This window comes from Carboxylicivirga agarovorans (assembly GCF_050589845.1).
GTDB lineage: Bacteria > Bacteroidota > Bacteroidia > Bacteroidales > Marinilabiliaceae > Carboxylicivirga > Carboxylicivirga agarovorans.
The window spans coordinates 1-20,523 of sequence record NZ_JBNGPA010000009.1; the positions used below are offsets into that span (position 1 = coordinate 1).

The window sequence follows — 20,523 nt, forward strand, 5'->3', positions numbered from 1 at the left end:
GCAGCAGATGGAGCTTTTATCCAAAGAAAATATTCTTTTTTATCTTCTTCTCTTTTTCAAGTACAAACTAACGATTACACGGATTAAATCCTTCGTATTTGATTACCAAGCTGTAAATAGCAGGCTGTAAGTCTGCCACATCATAGCCCGGGGCAAAGCGCACGAGTGTTCGAAAAGATTCAAACATTCACATATATAGTGATTTACATGATGCATAGATCTATACGTTTATAAAACTTCTTTTCGAACACTAAAAGGCAAAGCTTAGCGACGCCCCGGGTTTGTAATGCCAATAAAAAACCGGTGCAACAGCAATTGTTCTTCGCGCATTTCTGTTCCATGCACCGGCATAGCCAATGCCCGATTATGAGTAAATTTAATGTGAGATGTGTGGATGTTCGATCTATACATTTCAACTCATCAACTAATAAACACTTAAACTTTTAAACTCTTTCATCAGTTCATCAATTCGACAATTCGACAGCTGGCTTCTTTGGACGTGAGGATGTGGGGATGTTCGATGTTCAGTCAATATACCTCAACTCATCAACTAATAAACACTAAAACTTTTAAACTCTTTCATCAGTTCATCAATTCGACGATTCGACAACTGGCTTGTTTGGATGTGGGGATGTACGATGTTAAATGTTCGATCTATACATTTCAACTCATCAACTAATAAACTCATCAACCTTTTCGACAGTTTGACAATTAAGCAATTCGACAGTTAGCCTGAATGAACCGGTGCTGCCGCGCGAGTGCGATAGCGAAGGACTAACTTAATGGCATTGCGCGCACACCTATGAATACAAAAAGCCGGTGAATGACTTCAACCGGCTTTTGTGTGTTTCTGTATGGTGCCTGGATATGCTACTACATTTCTATGATGGTTACTTCTGAACGGCGGTTGGCCTGATGTTCTGCTTCGGAACAAGGTACGCCATCGGCACATTTGTTCTTGAGACGTGTTTCACCATAACCCTTCGCCTGGATACGATCGGCCGCTATACCGCGGTTTACCATATACTCTACTGCCGACTCGGCACGTCGCTGCGACAACACCTGGTTGGAGCTCTTAGAGCCTCTGGCATCGGTATGTGATCCCAATTCTATTTTAATATTCGGGTTATCGTTCAGGAATTGAATCATATCATCCAGTTCTGTGGCTGCATCTTCCCTGATATTCCATTTACCCAGGTCGTAAAGAATTTCAATCTCGATACTCTTGCCCACTTCTGCCTTCTCCATTTCAAGTTCCACAAATTCATTCACATTAACATAGCCCGTATCACGACCGACAGTTGAGAATTGAACACGCTTTGTAAAGAATTCCTTTTTAGTGAAGACAAGGTCATAATCCATATCCTTTTCCAGCTTTGTTCTGAAGGTTCCGTCGCTTCCACTGACAAGTGCATTTGTTTCGCCGGTTTTAGCTTCCATGGTCAATGTCACTTCCGGTATCGCTGTCATATCCGGCAGTAAAAATACATTCCCGTATATTCCATAAACCGGTAAAGGAATCAGCTCCATTTCATGTTCATCAACATCATCGCTTACGTCCACCATGTCAGCATAGGGATAATAATCAGGTGCATTGACCGCCAGTGTCAGGCTAGTCATTTCAAGGGGTAATTCCGTTTCGATCATACCCTCTGCATCAGATATAAGCTCTTTAATGATGTTACCCTCAGCATCTTTTAGGTGAACAGGAGTATTGGCTATGATCTGGCGGGTGTTTTTATCAAGCAACTTACTTTTTAAGTGCTTTTTAAAAGTGACAGCATTCAATATTTTAAAGCTGTAAATATCATCATCTCCTTTCCCCCCTTCACGATTGGACGCAAAATAGCCATCGATACCATTCTCTTTAAGAAACAGGCTAAAATCATCCTTCTCGGAGTTGATGGGATACCCCATATTATGCACCTGGTACTGACCATTGCTTTCTGAAGCAACAAACAAGTCCAGTCCACCCAGTCCTAAATGACCATTAGAGGCAAAATACAGTTTTTTCTCCGCATCGATAAAGGGAAACATCTCATCCCCTTCAGTATTGACATCAGAACCCAGGTTAACAGGTTCAGACCATCCGTTTTGGGTGCGGGATACATACCAGATATCTGATCCTCCCTGACCACCTTCCCGGTCGCTTGCAAAATATAAGCGTTTGTTATCACGGGTCAGAAATGCATGTCCTGTTGAATAACGCTCACTGTTAAAAGGTAAATCCACCGGCCTGGCCCATGTTCCGTCTGACAACTTGTGAGACACCATCAGCTTCAGGTGATTGGTGCCATCTACCCCTTTTTTACCCAACAAATTATTGAAGGTGTTACGGGTAATGAAAAGCTCCGTTCCATCGGCGTTAATGCATACCGGACCATCGTGGTACAGAGATTTAAGATCGGTAGACAATAATTTTGGTGTACCATAGCTGTGCTCCTTAACCTTAGCTGAAAACACATTCAGATAAGGTGTTTCTTTCCAGGCATATTCCCGGCGAATAACCACATCTATCTCTCGGGCTGAAGTAAATACTACTTTATCGTCAACGACAATGGCACCAAAGTCTGATTGAGCGGAGTTAAAGTCCAGCTCTTCGATCAAATAGCGTTCTTCAGATAAGATCTTCTCAATGGCCGGTAATGAGTTGTTCTGCCTCACAGCCCTGGTATCATCCTGATGACTTAGTAAATACTTAGCCATATAACGGTCTGCTTCGGCATATTTACCATTATATTTTAAGGCCTGAGCATAGAAAAACAGGTCATCATCGGCTATATCTCCATGACTGATGGATGCATACACATTTTCAGCCTGTACCGTCTCATTAACTTTCATATAGGCCCGGGCCAGTTGCCCTTTCACTGAATCATTCAAATAGCCTTTTTGATATAAAGGCTCGTAACGACGGATTGCTTTGGCATAGGCCAGGTTATCATAGGCCTTTGAGGCCTGGTTGACACGGTATGTATTGACCAGGCTGTCCAGTTTATTTTTATAGGTCTGAGCTTTGCCGGGCATTGACAATATGAGCAGGCAAAGTATAATAACAGATGTTCTTATTTTCATCTTCTTTGAGTTCTTGGGATTTTTATACCAAAATAACATTGGTCTGATTAGAAATACCTTGGCGACTTAACCTTGTTTTTAAGGAATCCGTCAAAATCATAACTGACAATAATTTCATGACTACCATTGTTGTAATTATTCAGTTCTGAAACGGTAAAATCGTATGAATAACCGATCATCAGCTGTTTATTAAGTTTGATGTTACCGATAAGAGCGACTGCATCACCAATACGGTAGGTCGCACCCAGCCAGTAGGTATCTTTAATTAAAAACTGCCCGGTAATATCAGTCGACGGCGGTGCACCATTCACCACCTTGGTGATCAATGATGGCTTGAACTTTAAGTCCTGGTTTAAATCAAAGATATAACCTCCCATCAGGAAAAAGTGCTGTTTTAAATCGCTGATTGACCCATAAGACGATTGATCCCCGCTTAGTTCGGTCTGAATAAGTTTAGGTACCGATGCACCCACATAGAATTTATCGGAATACATATATAAACCCAATCCCGCGTTAGGCTGAAAGCGTTGTTCCACATTATCCATAAATGCCACATCACTATCACCCACATTCAGATCAGTCAGGTTGACATAGTAGTTGTATATCCCCCCCTTTACGCCCATCGATAAGGTAAGTGTTTCGCTTAAGCTAACGCGGTAGGCATAATTGACATTCACATAGTAGTTATTAACCGGTCCGTGACTATCGGATACAACCGATAGTCCCAAACCCATTTTATAATTATTCAATGGCGTGTGCATGGTAAAATCATAGGTGCGTGGAGCACCATCCATACCCGTCCATTGCATACGTGATAACAAGAGCACATTCATGGCATTCCGTGTTCCCGCATAAGCAGGGTTAACCGAAACCGTGTTAAACATGTATTGTGTATACAATGGTTCCTGCTGTGCACTTACCTTATCTGTGACTAACAGTAAGAGCATCATTCCTAAAACAACTAAAGTATTTTTATATAATCGTTTCATTTCTTTCTTATTTACTATTCCTTACTGTTCTGCTTATTTATTCAGGTAAATATTTCCTTGTATCTTCTCACCGGTATCCTGAATTGTAATGATGTAATAGTATGTACCAACCGGTAACTCGTCACCAATGCTAAAGCCAACATTAGATATACCGTTCCAGTCATTCTCATACTTATCTTTGCGATACACAACATTACCCCAGCGGTTAAACACTTCGAAACTTACTTTATTGAACTGTTTGACCCAGCCGATCACAAAGGTATCATTCACCCCATCACCGTTTGGTGAGAAGCCTTCCAGCACTTCCAGTTCTTCGTAGCATCTATCCTCATCAATACGATTAGGAGTACCATCATTATCACAGTCTCCGTCAGACTCATCAGCATCCAATACACCATCATTATCTGAATCCAGATCAATGTAATCTTCCAGGCCGTCACCATCAGTATCAACATCACCCTCATCTACATCCAGGATGCCGTCTCCATCTGAATCATCGTCACGGAAGTCCTCTATACCATCTCCATCAGTGTCTTCATCTCCTTCATCTTCATCAAGTATACCATCATCATCAGAATCCAGGTCTTTATAATCAGGTGTACCATCTCCGTCGGTATCCACATCTCCTTCATCCTCATCAAGGATACCATCACCATCAGAATCTTCATCCTCATCATTTGGTATACCATCACCATCCAGGTCATCATCACCTTCGCGATCGTTATCTATGCCATCACCATCCCTGTCGGTGTTCTCCGTAACGGTAATGGTAACAACAGCTGTTGCACATTCCTGTGGCGTTCCGTTATCACATACCTCATAGGTAAAGGAATCAGTGCCATAGAAACGATAATCCGGCGTATAAGTAAAGGTACCGTCGCTATTAAGCACCAGTTCCCCGTTTGTTACATTGACTACCGGAGTTATATTGACCGTTAGCGTATTATTATCCGGATCACTATCGTTCTCCAATACTGTGGTACCATTAAGCACTTCTCCTTCCTCAATGGTAACTTCATCGTCAAGAGCTATCGGTGCTGCATTGTCGGTATCATTATCAAGGTTTGTAACTGCAACAGTTTCACTTAAGCCGTCGTAGCTATCGTCAGAGCCGGCATCGTCAACTGTCAGTGTTAAGGTGTAGTTGATGTCACCATCGACTTCAGCATCGTCCTGACCTGTTACAGTCACTGTCTGAACCTCATTCCAGTTAGCCGGAGTGAAAGTCAAGGTGCTTACATCCAAACTACCTTCCGTTGCATCCAGGCCGCTGATGTTGATCACCACATCGCTGGCCGGCTGTGTATTTAAGACCACATCGAAGCTATCCGTTGTTCCGTTTTCTGATGTTTCGGTCGAGCCACCACTTAAGGTTACAGAAAGACCGGCAGTATCATTGTCGGCATTGATTACCGATACGGTTTCACTTAAGCCGTGGTAGCTATCGTCAGAGCCGGCATCGTCAACTGTCAGTGTTAAGGTGTAGTTGATGTCACCATCGACTTCAGCATCGTCCTGACCTGTTACAGTCACTGTCTGAACCTCGTTCCAGTTAGCCGGAGTGAAAGTCAAGGTGCTTACATCCAAACTACCTTCCGTTTCATCCAGGCCGCTGATGTTGATCACCACATCGCTGGCCGGCTGTGTATTTAAGACCACATCGAAGCTATCCGTTGTTCCGTTTTCTGATGTTTCGGTCGAGCCACCACTTAAGGTTACAGAAAGACCGGCAGTATCATTGTCGGCATTGATTACCGATACGGTTTCACTTAAGCCATCGTAGCTATCGTCAGAGCCGGCATCGTCAACCGTAAGTGTTAAGGTGTAGTTGATATCACCATCAACTTCAGCATCGTCCTGACCTGTTACAGTCACTGTCTGAACATCGTTCCAGTTAGCCGGAGTGAAAGTCAAGGTGCTTACATCCAAACTACCTTCCGTTGCATCAAGGCCGCTGATGTTGATCACCACATCGCTGGCCGGCTGTGTATTTAAGACCACATCGAAGCTATCCGTTGTTCCGTTTTCTGATGTTTCGGTCGAGCCACCACTTAAGGTTACAGAAAGACCTGCTGTATCATTGTCGGCATTGATTACCGATACGGTTTCACTTAAGCCGTCGTAGCTATCGTCAGAGCCGGCATCGTCAACTGTCAGTGTTAAGGTGTAGTTGATGTCACCATCGACTTCAGCATCATCCTGACCTGTTACAGTCACTGTCTGAACATCGTTCCAGTTAGTCAGAGTGAAAGTCAAGGTGCTTACATCCAAACTACCTTCCGTTGCATCAAGGCCGCTGATGTTGATCACCACATCGCTGGCCGGCTGTGTATTTAAGACCACATCAAAGCTATCCATTGTACCATTTTCTGATGTTTCGGTCGAGCCACCACTTAGGGTTACAGAAAGACCTGCTGTATCGTTATCGGAATTGATTACCGATACGGTTTCGCTTAAGCCATCGTAGCTATCGTCAGAGCCGGCATCGTCAACCGTAAGTGTTAAGGTGTAGTTGATGTCACCATCAACTTCAGCATCGTCCTGACCTGTTACAGTCACTGTCTGAACATCGTTCCAGTTAGCCGGAGTGAAAGTCAAGGTGCTTACATCCAAACTACCTTCCGTTGCATCAAGGCCGCTGATGTTGATCACCACATCGCTGGACGGCTGTGTATTTAAGACCACATCGAAGCTATCCGTTGTACCATTTTCTGATGTTTCGGTCGAGCCACCACTTAAGGTTACAGAAAGACCGGCAGTATCGTTGTCGGCATTGATCACCGATACGGTTTTTGAAGCGATAAGATCAAAATCATCATCGCTATTAGCTGCATCAACACTTATAGTAATATCATAAGACTGTTCGCCATCTACCAGATTATCGTCTTCGGGTGTAACAGTTATTACTTGAGCTTCATCCCAATTGGATGGGGTAAACGTTACTGAAGCCTGCACTGTTCCTTCATCGTCAGATTCAGAAAGCAATAAGACAACATTGCTGACCGGTTCAGCCGTCAATACGATCGTAAAGTTATCCGTTGTACCATTTTCACTGGTCGATAAGGAATTTTTGCTGACAATAAAGTCTGCCACATCATTATCCAGGTTACGAACAGATGCTGTTGTTGACAGGCCATCATATGCGTCATCTGAATTGGCATCATCAACGGTCAGGGTTAAAACGTAATCGATTGATCCATCAATCAGTTTATCATCCATACCTGTTATTGTAACAGTCTGTCCCTTATCCCAATCTGCATTGGTGAATGTAAGCGATGAGGCACTTAGTTCACCTTCCGTCGCATCCAATCCTGTGATAGTTATAGTCACATCACTTGCAGGTTGCGTGTTCAGTACCACCTCGAAACTATCTGTTGTTCCATTTTCGCTTGTTTCATTGCTTCCGTCAGTTGCGGTAATCGTCAAACCAGCCACATCATCATCAGAGATAATGGCTATAACCTGCTGATCACCATCTTCAGAAGCATTTACAACATTGGTAATATCTGCTATAATCGTCTCATCTCCTTCCGCTTCAATATCATTAAGTCCTGTTAATGTAATCGAAGCGCTTGTTGATAAGGCCGGGATGCTTAAATTAAGAGACGTATTGTTATAATCTGTTCCGACCGCCGAACCCGATAGGTTAACATCAACCAATACCTCCTGAACACTTGCGTGGCTTAAAACAGCCTTTATGGTAGCGGTACCACCATTCTCAGAGAAAGGAGATCCTGTTAATTCAAGCGTCACAGTTGGTTGAGCCTGTGCATCGGTAATCGTTGTAGTTACCTGTTGAGCACTTGCTTCTGTTGCATTTATAACTGAAGCAATATCAACTATTACCGTTTCATTTCCTTCATAAACCAAATCTGCTACTGCTGTGATGGTCACCGTGCCGCTTGTTGAACCGGCAGGTATCACGATCTCAGTGGCAGAATTGGCATTGCTGCCTGCTGCTGTTGTGGCATCGGTACCGCCCAAGCTTGCTGTACCCGAGTATGCCAGTGTGACGGTCACCGGCAAGGCCGACGGTGCATCGATCTCCGCTGTAACAGTGGCTACACCTCCGTTCTCAGCTATACTCGCGTTATTAACTGATAATGTTACGTTTGGAGCGTTATCATCGTCTGTGATTGTCGTTGTTACCTGCTGGGCACTTGCTTCTATGGCATTGTCCACCGAGGCAATATCAACTATGACAGTTTCATCATCTTCATCGAGCGCATCCTGAACAGCTGTGATGGTCACCGTACCGCTTGTTGAACCGGCAGGTATCACGATCTCAGTGGCAGAATTGGCATTGCTGCCTGCTGCTGTTGTGGCATCGGTACCGCCCAAGCTCGCTGTACCCGAGTATGCCAGGGTGACGGTCACCGGCAAGGCCGACGGCGCATCGATCTCCGCTGTAACAGTGGCTACACCTCCGTTCTCAGCTATACTCGCGTTATTAACTGATAATGTTACGTTTGGAGCGTTATCATCATCTATGATGGTCGTTGTTACCTGCTGGGCACTTGCTTCTATGGCATTGTCCACCGAGGCAATATCAACTATGACAGTTTCATCATCTTCATCGAGCGCATCCTGAACAGCTGTGATGGTCACCGTACCGCTTGTTGAACCGGCAGGTATCACGATCTCAGTGGCAGAATTGGCATTGCTGCCTGCTGCTGTTGTGGCATCGGTACCGCCCAAGCTCGCTGTACCCGAGTATGCCAGGGTGACGGTCACCGGCAAGGCCGACGGCGCATCGATCTCCGCTGTAACAGTGGCTACACCTCCGTTCTCAGCTATACTCGCGTTATTAACTGATAATGTTGCGTTTGGAGCGTTATCATCGTCTATGATGGTCGTTGCTACCTGCTGTGTTCCATTCTCAGCACCATTGGTAACTGTTGATATATCAGTAATAACCGTTTCATTGTTTTCATCCAGTGCATCCTGAACAGCTGTCAAAGGAACAGACGCCTGTGTCTGACCTGCCGGGATAGTTATTGAGCCAGCCATTGTATAGTCACTGATGATAGTGGCTGTACCTGTATTGATCAGGTTAACAACTATATCATGGACACTGAGAATATCAGTTGTGGCTGTGATCGTTGCAACACCTCCGTTCTCAATGATTGGCGAATCTGCCAAACTTAATGTTACAGAAGGGGTGTCATCATTCTGGATCGTATAGGTCGTTGTTGTTTGAGCGCCAAGACTAACACCTGCAGACTGCCCTGACAATTCAAAAGTGATTGTCTCATCATTTTCTGCTAAAGTTTCATCAACAATTGCCAGACTTAGTGCAATATTCTTAGGTGTTGTGTAATCACCGGCCGGAATAGTTACAAGTGTTGTAAATGTATAGTCATCAGTCAGACTTGCAGTACCACCGGTAATTGTCGCATTAACAGTAACATCGACCGGCAGCACCTCTCCTCCTGCCGTCACTACAGGGATATCACCGCCTGTATTCTCAGCATCTGTATAAGACGCTGCGGTAAATTGGACTGTCAGCGCGTCTATTATGTTAGTTACAGAAATAGCAATATCTTTTGAATCCGTCAGACCCGATTTATCCTTAACCGTTACCGTGATGTTATAAATATTATTACTATCATCATCAGTCGGGTTTTCATAATCAGTGGTATTTTTAAAGGTCAACTCACCTGTTGAAGGATCAATATCAAAATCATCAGCATCAATACCTGATACAGAGAATTCTTTAGTTTCATTCGCATCCTCATCCGTTGCAGTAACAATCTGAACGTCCGTAACACCTTCTTCTAAGCTAAGATCAGTAGCACTAATAATTGGTGCATCATTCTCTCCATCTATTGTGAGGGATAAAGTAGCAGATGCAGTTCCCCCGTTACCATCGTGCATGGTATATGAAAATGTTTCAACAACACTTTCTCCCGCAACCAACTGGCTTACTAATGGGTTTGAATTATCTGGTGTATAGGTAAAATCTCCCAAAGCACTCCATACCAATGTTCCGTATGTCCCAACATTATTACCTGTTGATGTGCCCTCTACTGTTTGTACCAGTAATACATCATTTGGCGTATTAACATCTGTATCATTGGCAATTAGTCCACTTGCCGCATTGACAGTGATGGAAGCATTCTCATCAACATTATGATCATCATCATTGGCGACAGGATCATTGTTAACACCATTGATAGTAATGGTTAAGACTCCTGAGTCCGTTAGACCACCATCATCTGTAATGGTATAGTTAAGTGTTTCAACCAGTGATTCTCCAGCACCCAATGAACCATCGCCACTTTGTGTGTAGACAAAAGATCCGTCTGCTGACCAAACCAATGTTCCATGTGTAGCAGCGTCAACCGCTGTTACAGTAATTTCTTCACCAGGAATAACACCGATATCAAAGTCCTCGTCATTACGCATCAGACCAAGGGCAGCACTAATGTTTAATTCCACTCCTTCATCAACAATGTAATTATCATCTGCTGCAACGGGAGCATCATTTGCCGCTGTTCCAACAACGATGGTTCTGTTATATACTAAACTATTATCATCGCCGTCGTTAACAGTGATACTTATCTCTCTGACACCGACACTACCTGTAGTGACAAAAGTAAGTGAGTTTAAAAGCGTTTCATACTCACTAATTGATGCATCACCCGAAATATTCAATTCACCGGGCGTTGCGTCATCAATAACCAATGCCCCTGTATAAGTTTCTGATAACACATCAGCACCTGACTCAAAATTGCTTGTGATCTCAATTTTTGCCGATACCATATTTAAATCATCTGCATCACTAATATCAGCATTAGACATCATGCTGACTGCAGGGTCTGCTATCTGATATTCAACAGCCGTCGCTGGTCCTTCAATTACAGGTGCATCGTTTACGGGTACAATTGAAATGCTTGTCTGTGCAACGAGACTTTCAAGGAAACCATCGTTCACCTTCACCTCAATTATCCTATCTGTTGAAGTTGGATTATCAGATGTATTAAGGTATTCAACCTGATGAATGGCAGTTTGATAATCGGCAGCAGAAGCTGCTCCTGACAGTTCCAGTATATTAATACCATTCTCGTATTCGATTGACACACTAATACCTGCCGGTAAACTACCATTGACCTGCAATAGATCTTTTGATGCATCAAGCGGATTGGTCAGTTCAAATGTGACACTCTGCAAGTCTATACTTCCATCGCTATTAATGATCACATCAACATCTCCGAGCGCCGTGCCTGCAGTATTCTCTGTAAAAGAAGATACATAGTCGCGTCCTGTAACAGATGAGTCATCTGAATCCAGATCAAGATTTGGCTTTACTTTTAGTAAGATGGTGGCAACAGCAGTATTACTGCTATTACCATCTGGATCTTCAACAGTAACATTAATGATCCTGTTTTCCTGGTTGATACCTGTCAACTTGGTATTCTGATAGGTAATCGCTTTAATAATATTCTCATATTCAGCCAGAGTACCTGAACCCGTCAGGGTAATATCACCGCTTGCCTCTTTAGTTATTGTTATTCCTCCAACTGTTGCTCCTTCATTGGGGTGGCTAATTGATTCAAAAGACCCATCCGGACGATTTGTCAAAACAATGCTGGCACTTTGAATCGTCGCTCCGTCCTCATCAGCGATTAAATTATCAGTATCAGAAATAGCAACAGGAATCAATACGTCATCGGCACTTTCTTTGATCGCAAAAGCCACCGTATAATCGCGTCCATCTGTTCCTTCACTATTATCTCTGTCTAAATCAATCTGTGGTGCATTGGTGATCTCACAGTTACGTATGCTCACAATGAATCCAACATTATTAACATAGTTACATTCAAGTGTTGGTGAGTTATTTTTTTCGAGTGTGGCACTCAAGGTTTCGCCGACTGCCAGGCTCTCCTCGTAATGATTGGCTAGTACATACAGGTCAAGATCACCATCAGCATTTGGATCGGTGACCGTATATGTTTCATCGATGGAAGATCCAACCTCTACGTTCTGACTGGTATAGAAAGTTCCAAGGTAGGTTGCCAGCTCCTCATAGGGGTCTCCGTCAAAAACAGCGATTGGTGTGTTGCGGGGAGTTTTCCAGTCTCCATTATTTTCAAGTGTTACGGTAAATGTAATTTCTTTAACCGACACACATTCATCGACATTAATGGTTACATTCTCTGTTGTCAGGTCACCCACTGCAAAAGTAGGCTCAGCATCCTGGGTCAGGAAAGTCGTTTGAACCAGGAACCCGTTAAAGGCCTGGTTATATTTTTCCAGGAAGTTATAGTTAACACCTTCAACAGGGAGTACTATCTCCTGTTGTGTTTGTGGAATGATCAGGTCAGCCCCCACATTGGTTACAATATAACCATGCTGGTTCCATGTTTCACGCGCCGCCACCCAGGGAGCATCTTTCGAGCGATAAACAGCTATATAATCATCACCACCACTATTACCTGAACCTGCGTTTGATTGAGCAGAAATAATAATCTCAGCCTGTCCGTCGTCATCGGCATCAGCTACCAGTGGATAATCAGTACGGGTACCGGATCCTGAAGTTACTTTAGCCAGTTCTGTTCCATCACTACCTCTCCATATGTATAAATTATGCTCATCGGAATAAACTACCTCAGCATTTCCATCACCCTCAAAGTCAAAGAGTGTACTACCGGTCATTTGGGACGCGTCATAGATCTGCGTGCCATCATTACTGCCATCTCCATCTTTTCTCCACTTGGTTTCAAGGGTATTAAGACTTTGGTTATATTCGATAACCACATAAGTATGCAAACCTGCCAGGCCGATCTCAACAAAACCATCATTATCGAAATCTGCCACATTACAACGTCCTGCACGAGCTGAAGACTTTGAACCTACAGACCCAGAACGTACGACAAAACTTGTACCTAGCTGCTGGGCAGTATATGGATCATATACATATACCATCGGATCACCCTCAGCGGCAGACACGATTACATCGATTTTTCCGTTGTTATCAACATCTCCAATACTTGTAAAACCATCCGCGTTGTCGGAGGTTAAGGGATTAGTAAAACCATCAATATCAACAACTACCGCTTCCTGTAAAACATTAGCAGGTGCTGCAGTTAAATCAACTGTGTAAATCTTGTTACCGGCAATAAGCTCCAGACCATCTGCTTCTGGACCAAATGTATTGCTTGTACCCGGAATAACATCGCCTGATTTAAATACATCATAGGCAAATGCCCATGCATCATTTACATTGTTGCATCCCTGGTTATGACTAGCGTCACCTCCATAATAGCTGAGTGTGGCCGCATCGTAAATATAGTTTCCAACATAAATTTCAGGTGATCCATCCATATCGAAGTCGGCAATCTGCGGACTCGCTTCACTGCTATGAGCAGACTGCGTTGAAATGGCTCCTTGTGTCAAAGCATGTGAAAAGGTTCCGTCTCCATTGTCGGTCTTCGTATAATCCAATCTCACGACTTTAGCACTTCCGTCAACAAAGAAAATACATCCCTGATAGCTTTGTGCCGTTCCAAGGTTAGCTATAACGACCTGTGAGTAATGGTGATTCGTAGAATTATAACTCACCAGGTGAGTACCATCAATACCGTTAAACACACGGATATTATTGGTTCCGCTATTCTTAGCACCATCCTTACCAACTAATTCAGGTACGCCATCGCCATCCAGATCGCCAACAAAAACACCGCATCGCTGATCCAGGCCATATCCTGTTTCTGAACGGTATTTCAACTCAAGAGTATATTTATCCAATACTGGTGGTTTCTCGCGGCAGGTGGGTACCGGCTGTCCAAAATAGAAATATTCATTACCGACATTATCTGTACAATCGGGGTCGAATATATCTACTAATCCATCGCCATCATCATCAATTCCATTGTTACATATCTCTTGTGCACGAAGATATGTGGTAAGACTTAATAGTGTTATAAACACAAAACACTTAAAAACGCTATTCATCAAAAATATGTGTAAGGTTGTTTGTACTCGTTTTCCTTTTTTCAAACAGTGTCTCTACGCATAAACTCCCCCGTTAGTTTGGCTATTTAAAGCGAATATGATTAATACAACATTCAACCTGATGAACCTCCTTTCAGACTTGATGAATGAACGTCAAAAGCCAGATGCAATCATGCAATGAAAGCGGCGCATGAAAAAAAGATGTATTATAATCTCTCTGTAAGGTTTTTTAAACTGGACATTGGCAATAAAGACATGTATTTTTATGGTAGTCACTTATAATAATGTTGAATCTTAAATAGTTATGTTATGCGATTAGTAGTTGGATTAATGCTGTGTTTGTTAGTTATTTTTGTGGGGTGTAAGGATGATGATAATAATGATAAAATGTCGAGCATGGAAGTGCGCTTAACCGATAGCCCTGCTGAGTACGACAATGTTTGGATTGACGTTGAAGAAGTGAGAATAAACACCTCCTCTGAGGATGAAGAAGGTTGGCAAACTTTAAGTACAGAAGATGGAGTTTACGATCTTCTTGAGCTGACTAATGGTAATGATACCCTTATTGCAGGAGAAGGCCTTCCTGCCGGACAAATATCACAGATGCGTTTATTATTAGGGGATGACAATACATTAGTAAAAGAAGGTACAAGCTATCCTTTAAAGACTCCATCAGGACAACAATCGGGCTTAAAGTTTAACATTAATGCAGAATTAGTCGAAGGTGTTACTTATAAAATCTGGATTGATTTTGATGCGGGGCGATCAATTGTTGAAAAGGGAAACGGAACCTATTCTCTTAAACCAGTTATCAGAACATTTACAGAAGCAACCAGCGGCAGTATTAAAGGTGTTATAGATCCGGTAACAGTTAGATCATACATTATTGCTATTTCAGCCTCGAATGATACAATAGGTACATTTAGTGATACCTTAAACGGTGAGTTTTTATTAAGGGGCATTGCAGAAGGCAGCTATGAAGTGGAGATTGAGCCTGCAGATGAATACGAAAAACAGGAAATAAACGATGTTAATGTTGTGTTGGGACAAACTACTGATTTAGGTACAATAACACTGCAGATGGAGCCTCAGTAGTAAAAAACTTAAGGATTCTGCATGATGCTGAAGACTATGATACCAACCACTTTGGGATTTCTTCCGCATTCACCTGTGTCTCCTTACGCCCGCCCTGCTAATCCGCGCTCATACCAGTGACCGGTCAACATACTGTCAAAACTATCGATTTGAGTGGGTTGCTTAGCCTATTTTCAAGTTTAGATTAACTGATATTTACCAAAAAGAGGGTATCCGTTTTTATGGATACCCTCCTTATCAGTTTATATATGTTAATATTTGTGTGAGCTTAATTCCGGCTTGCCAGAATCTCTTCTGTAGCAGCACGTCCCGCGCGTAAAGCATTTATATTAGACTCAACAACAGCATCACCTTTACGTCCGAAAATCTTACGCAAACCTTCTTCCAATGCACTGAATTCGATGTCAATAAATGGAGAAGCCGCGCCTAACATAACAATATTGGATGAACGCTTTGTAGCTACCTCGGCAGCGATCTTATCAGCATCAATTGCAATATGATTTGGTTGTTCGGCAACCTTTGCCATTACCTCTTCCATCTCAGGATAATTCGGGATATTAACAAAAGGTGTTGTATTGGTTACCAACCATCCGCTTTTAGACAGATAAGGCAAGTAACGCAATGACTCCATTGGTTCCACTGATAAAATAATATCTGCTTTACCCCTTGGTATCAAATCCGAAGAAATTGGGTTACTGCTTACTCTAAGGTGTGACTGAACATCACCGCCACGCTGGCTCATACCGTGAACCTCCGCTTGCTTCAGGTGTAAATCCTTATCCACAGCAGCCATACCAATTGTTGCCGCGATAGACAAAATACCTTGTCCGCCTACACCTGCTAAAACTATATCTGATTTCATTTTATTATCTTTTAGATTGTGCCCGATGCTTAGTGCACAGTGCACTGAGTACTAAGCACTATTATTTTACAATCCTAACTCTTTAACTTTTAATACCAGGCTCTTATTTCGTAAAGTCTGAATACACTGACGACGCGGAATAATAACCGATACACCCTGATAATCGAACTCCTCTTTGATGATGTTAACCATTTCATCAAGGTTGGCAGCCGTTGGCTTAAACACCCTGATGTGCTCAGGATCAACACCAATACCTTCAATGATCTGCTCCAGGTGACCAAGTGCCTGAGAATCCTGTCCTCCGGTCATTCCGGTTGTATAGTTGTCAGACACAATAACCGTGATAGGTGTTCCTTCGTTAACCGCATCCAGCAAACCTGTCATTCCAGAGTGTGTAAAAGTAGAGTCACCGATCACAGCTACAGCAGGCACAAGACCAGCATCGGCGGCACCTTTGGCCATAGTGATCGAAGCACCCATATCAACACATGAGTTAACGGCATTGTAAGGAGGCAATGCACCTAAGGTATAGCAACCAATGTCGGCGAATACACGTCCCGGTCCATATGATTCAAGTGCAATATTCAAAGCTTTATAAGCATCGATGTGACCACATCCTTTACACATTGCCGGCGGACGACCAACCATCAGCTCGGGTACATCAGCACCTTCTTCAAATGGGAATCCCAATGCATTGGCAACAATATTTGGAGTTAACTCACCGTCACGAGGTAAAGTACCGTCTAAACGACCTTTAACAGGTGTACCTGCTTCCTGGTATCCCTTTAGCAACTCTTCGATCACCGGGTAACCGTCTTCCAGTACAAGGATGGAGTCACACTCTTCAACCATGCGCTCGATATCCTTACGTGGCATTGGATACTGGGAAAGCTTTAATACAGGATTATTTAACTCACGTCCCTGGAAATTCTCCATTAAATAGTTGTGCGCAATACCACAAGCTATAATACCCATCGAACGGTCTGAACCATCGGTATAAGTATTATATGGTGATTCCATTGAGATTTTCTCAAGATCAGGACGTGTCTCAATCAATTTCTTATAGTTTCGACGAGCGATAGATGGCAAAAGAACAAACTGTGTCGGGTCCTTTGGCAGGCTTACTTCACGCTCTGCCAATAAAGGCTTGCGAACAACTCCTGCACGGGAGTGAGCTAAACGTGTTGTGATACGGATCATTACCGGCACATTGAACTTTTCTGACATTTCAAAGGCAGCATATGTCATATCGTAAGCTTCCTGCTGGTTAACAGGCTCCAAAATAGGAATCATAGCGAACTTACCATAAACACGGCTATCCTGCTCATTCTGACTTGAGTGCATTGATGGATCATCAGCAGCAACTACTACGAAACCACCGTTAACACCTGTAATAGCAGCATTAATGAATGCATCAGCAGCCACATTCAATCCCACGTGTTTCATACAAGTCATAGCACGCTTACCCGCATATGCCATACCCAGTGCCGACTCCATTGCAGTCTTCTCGTTACTCGACCACTTACTATGTATATTACGTTCTTTGGCAATCTTTGAATCCTGAATATACTCAGTAATTTCAGTCGATGGCGTTCCAGGGTATGCATAAACGCCTGACAATCCGGCATCAATAGCTCCCTGAGCAATCGCCTCATCTCCTAACAATAATAACTTTTGCATTGTGCTTATTTGGTTTTATATTATTACTTATTTGCTTCGGTTCGCTAAGTAACAAATATCTAAACCCTCTACTAATGACATTTATCAACGGTTACAATTTGTAACCATTCTTAATAATAAAGTGTAAGCACAAGGCTCCGAGAGCCCCCATAATTCCTGAATTCACAAAGATAAATACCTTGCCAGATACCTAAGTTCAACCGTCCGTTTGATATGGGAATTGTAAGTGACGCTCCAAGCAATGATGATTTAATATGCGCCGGCATATCATCAGACCCCTCCAGAGTATGCTTATAATCAGGATCATCCTCAGGCACAAGCTTATTGAAGACCGTTTCAAAATCCTCACGTACAGTATAATCTGCATTTTCATTTAAGGACAAGCCAGCCGAAGAATGTTTAATAAAAACATTTAACAGGCCTGTTTCTGGTAATTGCGGTATGGCCGACAAAACTTCATTTGTTATCAAATGAAAACCACGACCATACTCCCGAAGCCTCACCTCAATCTGTTCAATCACTATATCAATACTTTAGGCAATGTAACAATTTTATCTTCCATCACTAACAATATATCAGCTCACCTGATTAGGAGGAACCTTTCCTTCAAAGAAGGCTTTAATATTTTCTGCCACAAGAGCTGACATCTCACCACGTGTTTCATGGGTAGCCGTGCCCAGATGTGGCATTAAAAACACATTAGGCATTTCCCGTAAGGCATCGGGAATAGTTGGCTCGTTATCAAACACATCAAGTCCGGCACCAGCAATAACACCATTCTGCAGCGCCAGAACCAGCGCCTGTTCATCCACCACAGGTCCACGAGCCGTGTTGATCAGGAAAGCTTCGGGCTTCATTAACTGAAATTGTTCTTTTCCAATAAGTCCTTTTGTTTGAGCGGTTAAAGGCATATTTAGCGAAACAACGTCAGATGTCTTGAGTAACTCCTTCTGGGAAACATAGCGGGCATTCAAGCGTTTTTCATCATCAGCACTCACCTTGTTTCTATTGTGATACACCACTGACATACCTGATGCTACGGCTCGTCGTGCCAAAGCTTTCCCAATAGCTCCCATCCCAATAATACCCAGTTGTTTTCCAACCAGTGTTGTACTCAGGTTGCGCATTACACCCCACTTCAACTCTTCTTTGTTTTTAAGAATATTATTCATCTCACCCATTCGTCGCGCAGTACCAATCATTAACCCCATGGCTAATTCAGCTGTCGGTTCTGTTACCGGATCGGGACTATTGGTGACCACAATTCCTTTTCGTGTAACATGCTCCATGTCTATATTATCATAGCCTGCACCAAAATTGGCTATAATCTTCAAACCAGGTGCTGCGTCAATTACATCATTACTTAGTTTATTTCCATAAACAGTCACAATCGCATCAACATCTGCAACCTTATCGATCAACTCTTCACGAGTAAATGATTCATCTTCAGGATAGATAATTTCCCAGCCGGGAAGTATTTCTTCAAACTGCTGACGCGGAACAGCCAACATGATCAGTACTTTATTCATTGAAACGTTTTTTTATTCGATGTTATACCATATGAGGTTTGTAAAGATAAAATCATTCTTAATCAAAGCCAATATGACTTTTATACCAAATATAGAATAGAATGCATTTTAACTACATGCCTCTGAGCGAAGCTGGAAATTGATCAATAAGTCATAATTTTTACAGAGTCGTGTTCCAATGCTATAAAATACAACGAAGTCAATCAGTTTTTCAGAAAAGCAATAGGAAATACCACTTATAAACAGCACATTACAACAAACGAACAGGTCGAAACAAACCACTATCACATCATGCTTTTCATTCAGAATTTTCTATTTATCAGTGTTCTGAGGTATAAAATTTAATCTCGAACCCAACTTATCACTTGCCAATTGTTTTTTTTAAGGCTAATTTGACTAACCCAACTTTTATATTTTTTGTGTTAATGCCGTATCTACATTCAAAATATGATATACCGGGCGATAATGGCCAGCATGATGTTCTTCCTAATTTATTGGGAATTTCAAGCATTGAAGCCATTCACAAAGTTGAATTTGAAGGCTTTTTAAAAGCCCAGTATCAACTTCTTGAAGAATTAACAACACAAACTCATTTTGATTTTTCGTATATCAAGCGGATACATCATCTTTCATTAAAGACACTTTATGACTTTGCCGGTCAGTTCAGGACTGTTAATATGACAAAAGGCGGGTTCCTGTTTCCAACAGCCAAATTTTTACCGCGGATATGTCATGATTTTGATGAAAACATCATGTTTCAGCTTCCTAATTATTACAATAATAAAACAGAATTAATCAAAGACATTGCGAAAGTACATGCTGAACTGCTGTTTATTCATCCTTTCAGAGAAGCTAATGGACGGGTCGCCAGAGTTTTGGCAAACATGATGGCTGTAAAGCAAGGCTATGATTTTTTAGGATTCTACAAAATAACCCAGCGACAGTTTAAAGAGTACATCATTGCAGTACAGGCTGCTGCAGATCACAACTATCAGCCCATGACAGAAATTATTACTGCTATTTTTTAATTTCCTCCTCTACTCTCCCCACAATCGTTTTTAATTCTTCGTCGGAAAAATGTATCCCTTCTATTTGAAATGAATCAACCAAAGATTGTAGAATTTTTTGGAATCGCTCATCACTGTTTTTAAGGGTAGGATGGTTATCAATTATCTTAGTCTCCATAGCTTAAAGATACGAAAAATCAATTGTTTTCGTTTACTCTTAACAAAAGGTTTTTAGTATTTACATTGAATTTTTCAGATACATAATTCCTTTCTATTTTTACGTGCATTATTTGGCACATTTAAAGTGCCTGAATAATCATCAACATTCAATT

Annotated in this window: 10 protein-coding genes; 2 read left to right on the forward strand and 8 right to left on the reverse strand. The window is 42.3% G+C overall.

Going from position 1 to position 20,523, the window contains the following annotated elements; genetic code table 11:
• Positions 1-873: 873 nt before the first annotated feature.
• Genes ACRD69_RS11115 through ACRD69_RS11125 form a run of 3 tightly spaced genes read right to left on the reverse strand, consistent with a single transcriptional unit; the run spans position 874 to position 14,018 of the window.
• Entirely contained in the window at positions 874-3,072 is a 2,199-nt protein-coding gene (locus tag ACRD69_RS11115) for an OmpA family protein (RefSeq protein ID WP_430815158.1), read from the reverse strand.
• A 47-nt stretch (positions 3,073-3,119) separates the two neighbouring features.
• On the reverse strand, positions 3,120-4,061 hold the full coding sequence (locus ACRD69_RS11120; protein WP_430815159.1) for a PorP/SprF family type IX secretion system membrane protein: 942 nt from the start codon (positions 4,059-4,061) through the stop codon (positions 3,120-3,122).
• Between the two features lie 33 nt (positions 4,062-4,094).
• A complete protein-coding gene (locus ACRD69_RS11125) occupies positions 4,095-14,018 on the reverse strand; it encodes a cadherin-like domain-containing protein (RefSeq protein ID WP_430815160.1) in 9,924 nt (3,307 codons plus the stop codon).
• Between the two features lie 309 nt (positions 14,019-14,327).
• On the opposite strand from ACRD69_RS11125, the gene ACRD69_RS11130 reads away from it, so the two are divergent.
• The gene (locus tag ACRD69_RS11130; protein ID WP_430815161.1) at positions 14,328-15,113 is read left to right on the forward strand and encodes a DUF4382 domain-containing protein; all 786 of its coding nucleotides are present in this window, start codon (positions 14,328-14,330) and stop codon (positions 15,111-15,113) included.
• Between the two features lie 268 nt (positions 15,114-15,381).
• On the opposite strand, the gene ACRD69_RS11135 is transcribed toward ACRD69_RS11130, so the two are convergent.
• The 4 genes from ACRD69_RS11135 to ACRD69_RS11150 form a co-directional block, all read right to left on the reverse strand.
• Positions 15,382-15,975 carry an indolepyruvate oxidoreductase subunit beta gene (locus tag ACRD69_RS11135; RefSeq protein ID WP_430815162.1) on the reverse strand — a complete coding sequence of 198 codons (594 nt, stop codon included), beginning with the start codon at positions 15,973-15,975 and terminating at the stop codon, positions 15,382-15,384.
• Positions 15,976-16,041: 66 nt separating this feature from the next.
• Complete coding sequence (locus ACRD69_RS11140; RefSeq protein ID WP_430815163.1) at positions 16,042-17,655, reverse strand: thiamine pyrophosphate-dependent enzyme; 1,614 nt, start codon at positions 17,653-17,655, stop codon at positions 16,042-16,044.
• A gap of 110 nt (positions 17,656-17,765) precedes the next feature.
• Positions 17,766-18,176 carry a secondary thiamine-phosphate synthase enzyme YjbQ gene (locus ACRD69_RS11145; RefSeq protein WP_430815164.1) on the reverse strand — a complete coding sequence of 137 codons (411 nt, stop codon included), beginning with the start codon at positions 18,174-18,176 and terminating at the stop codon, positions 17,766-17,768.
• A 54-nt stretch (positions 18,177-18,230) separates the two neighbouring features.
• Positions 18,231-19,184 carry an NAD(P)-dependent oxidoreductase gene (locus ACRD69_RS11150; protein WP_430815165.1) on the reverse strand — a complete coding sequence of 318 codons (954 nt, stop codon included), beginning with the start codon at positions 19,182-19,184 and terminating at the stop codon, positions 18,231-18,233.
• A gap of 425 nt (positions 19,185-19,609) precedes the next feature.
• Here ACRD69_RS11150 and ACRD69_RS11155 point away from each other — a divergent pair, with 425 nt between their 5' ends.
• A complete protein-coding gene (locus ACRD69_RS11155; protein WP_430815166.1) occupies positions 19,610-20,212 on the forward strand; it encodes a Fic/DOC family protein in 603 nt (200 codons plus the stop codon).
• Here the strand turns inward: ACRD69_RS11155 and ACRD69_RS11160 are convergent.
• Positions 20,202-20,369 carry a hypothetical protein gene (locus ACRD69_RS11160; protein ID WP_430815167.1) on the reverse strand — a complete coding sequence of 56 codons (168 nt, stop codon included), beginning with the start codon at positions 20,367-20,369 and terminating at the stop codon, positions 20,202-20,204. The two genes, ACRD69_RS11155 and ACRD69_RS11160, sit on opposite strands and share 11 nt — an antisense overlap.
• Positions 20,370-20,523 lie beyond the last annotated feature (154 nt).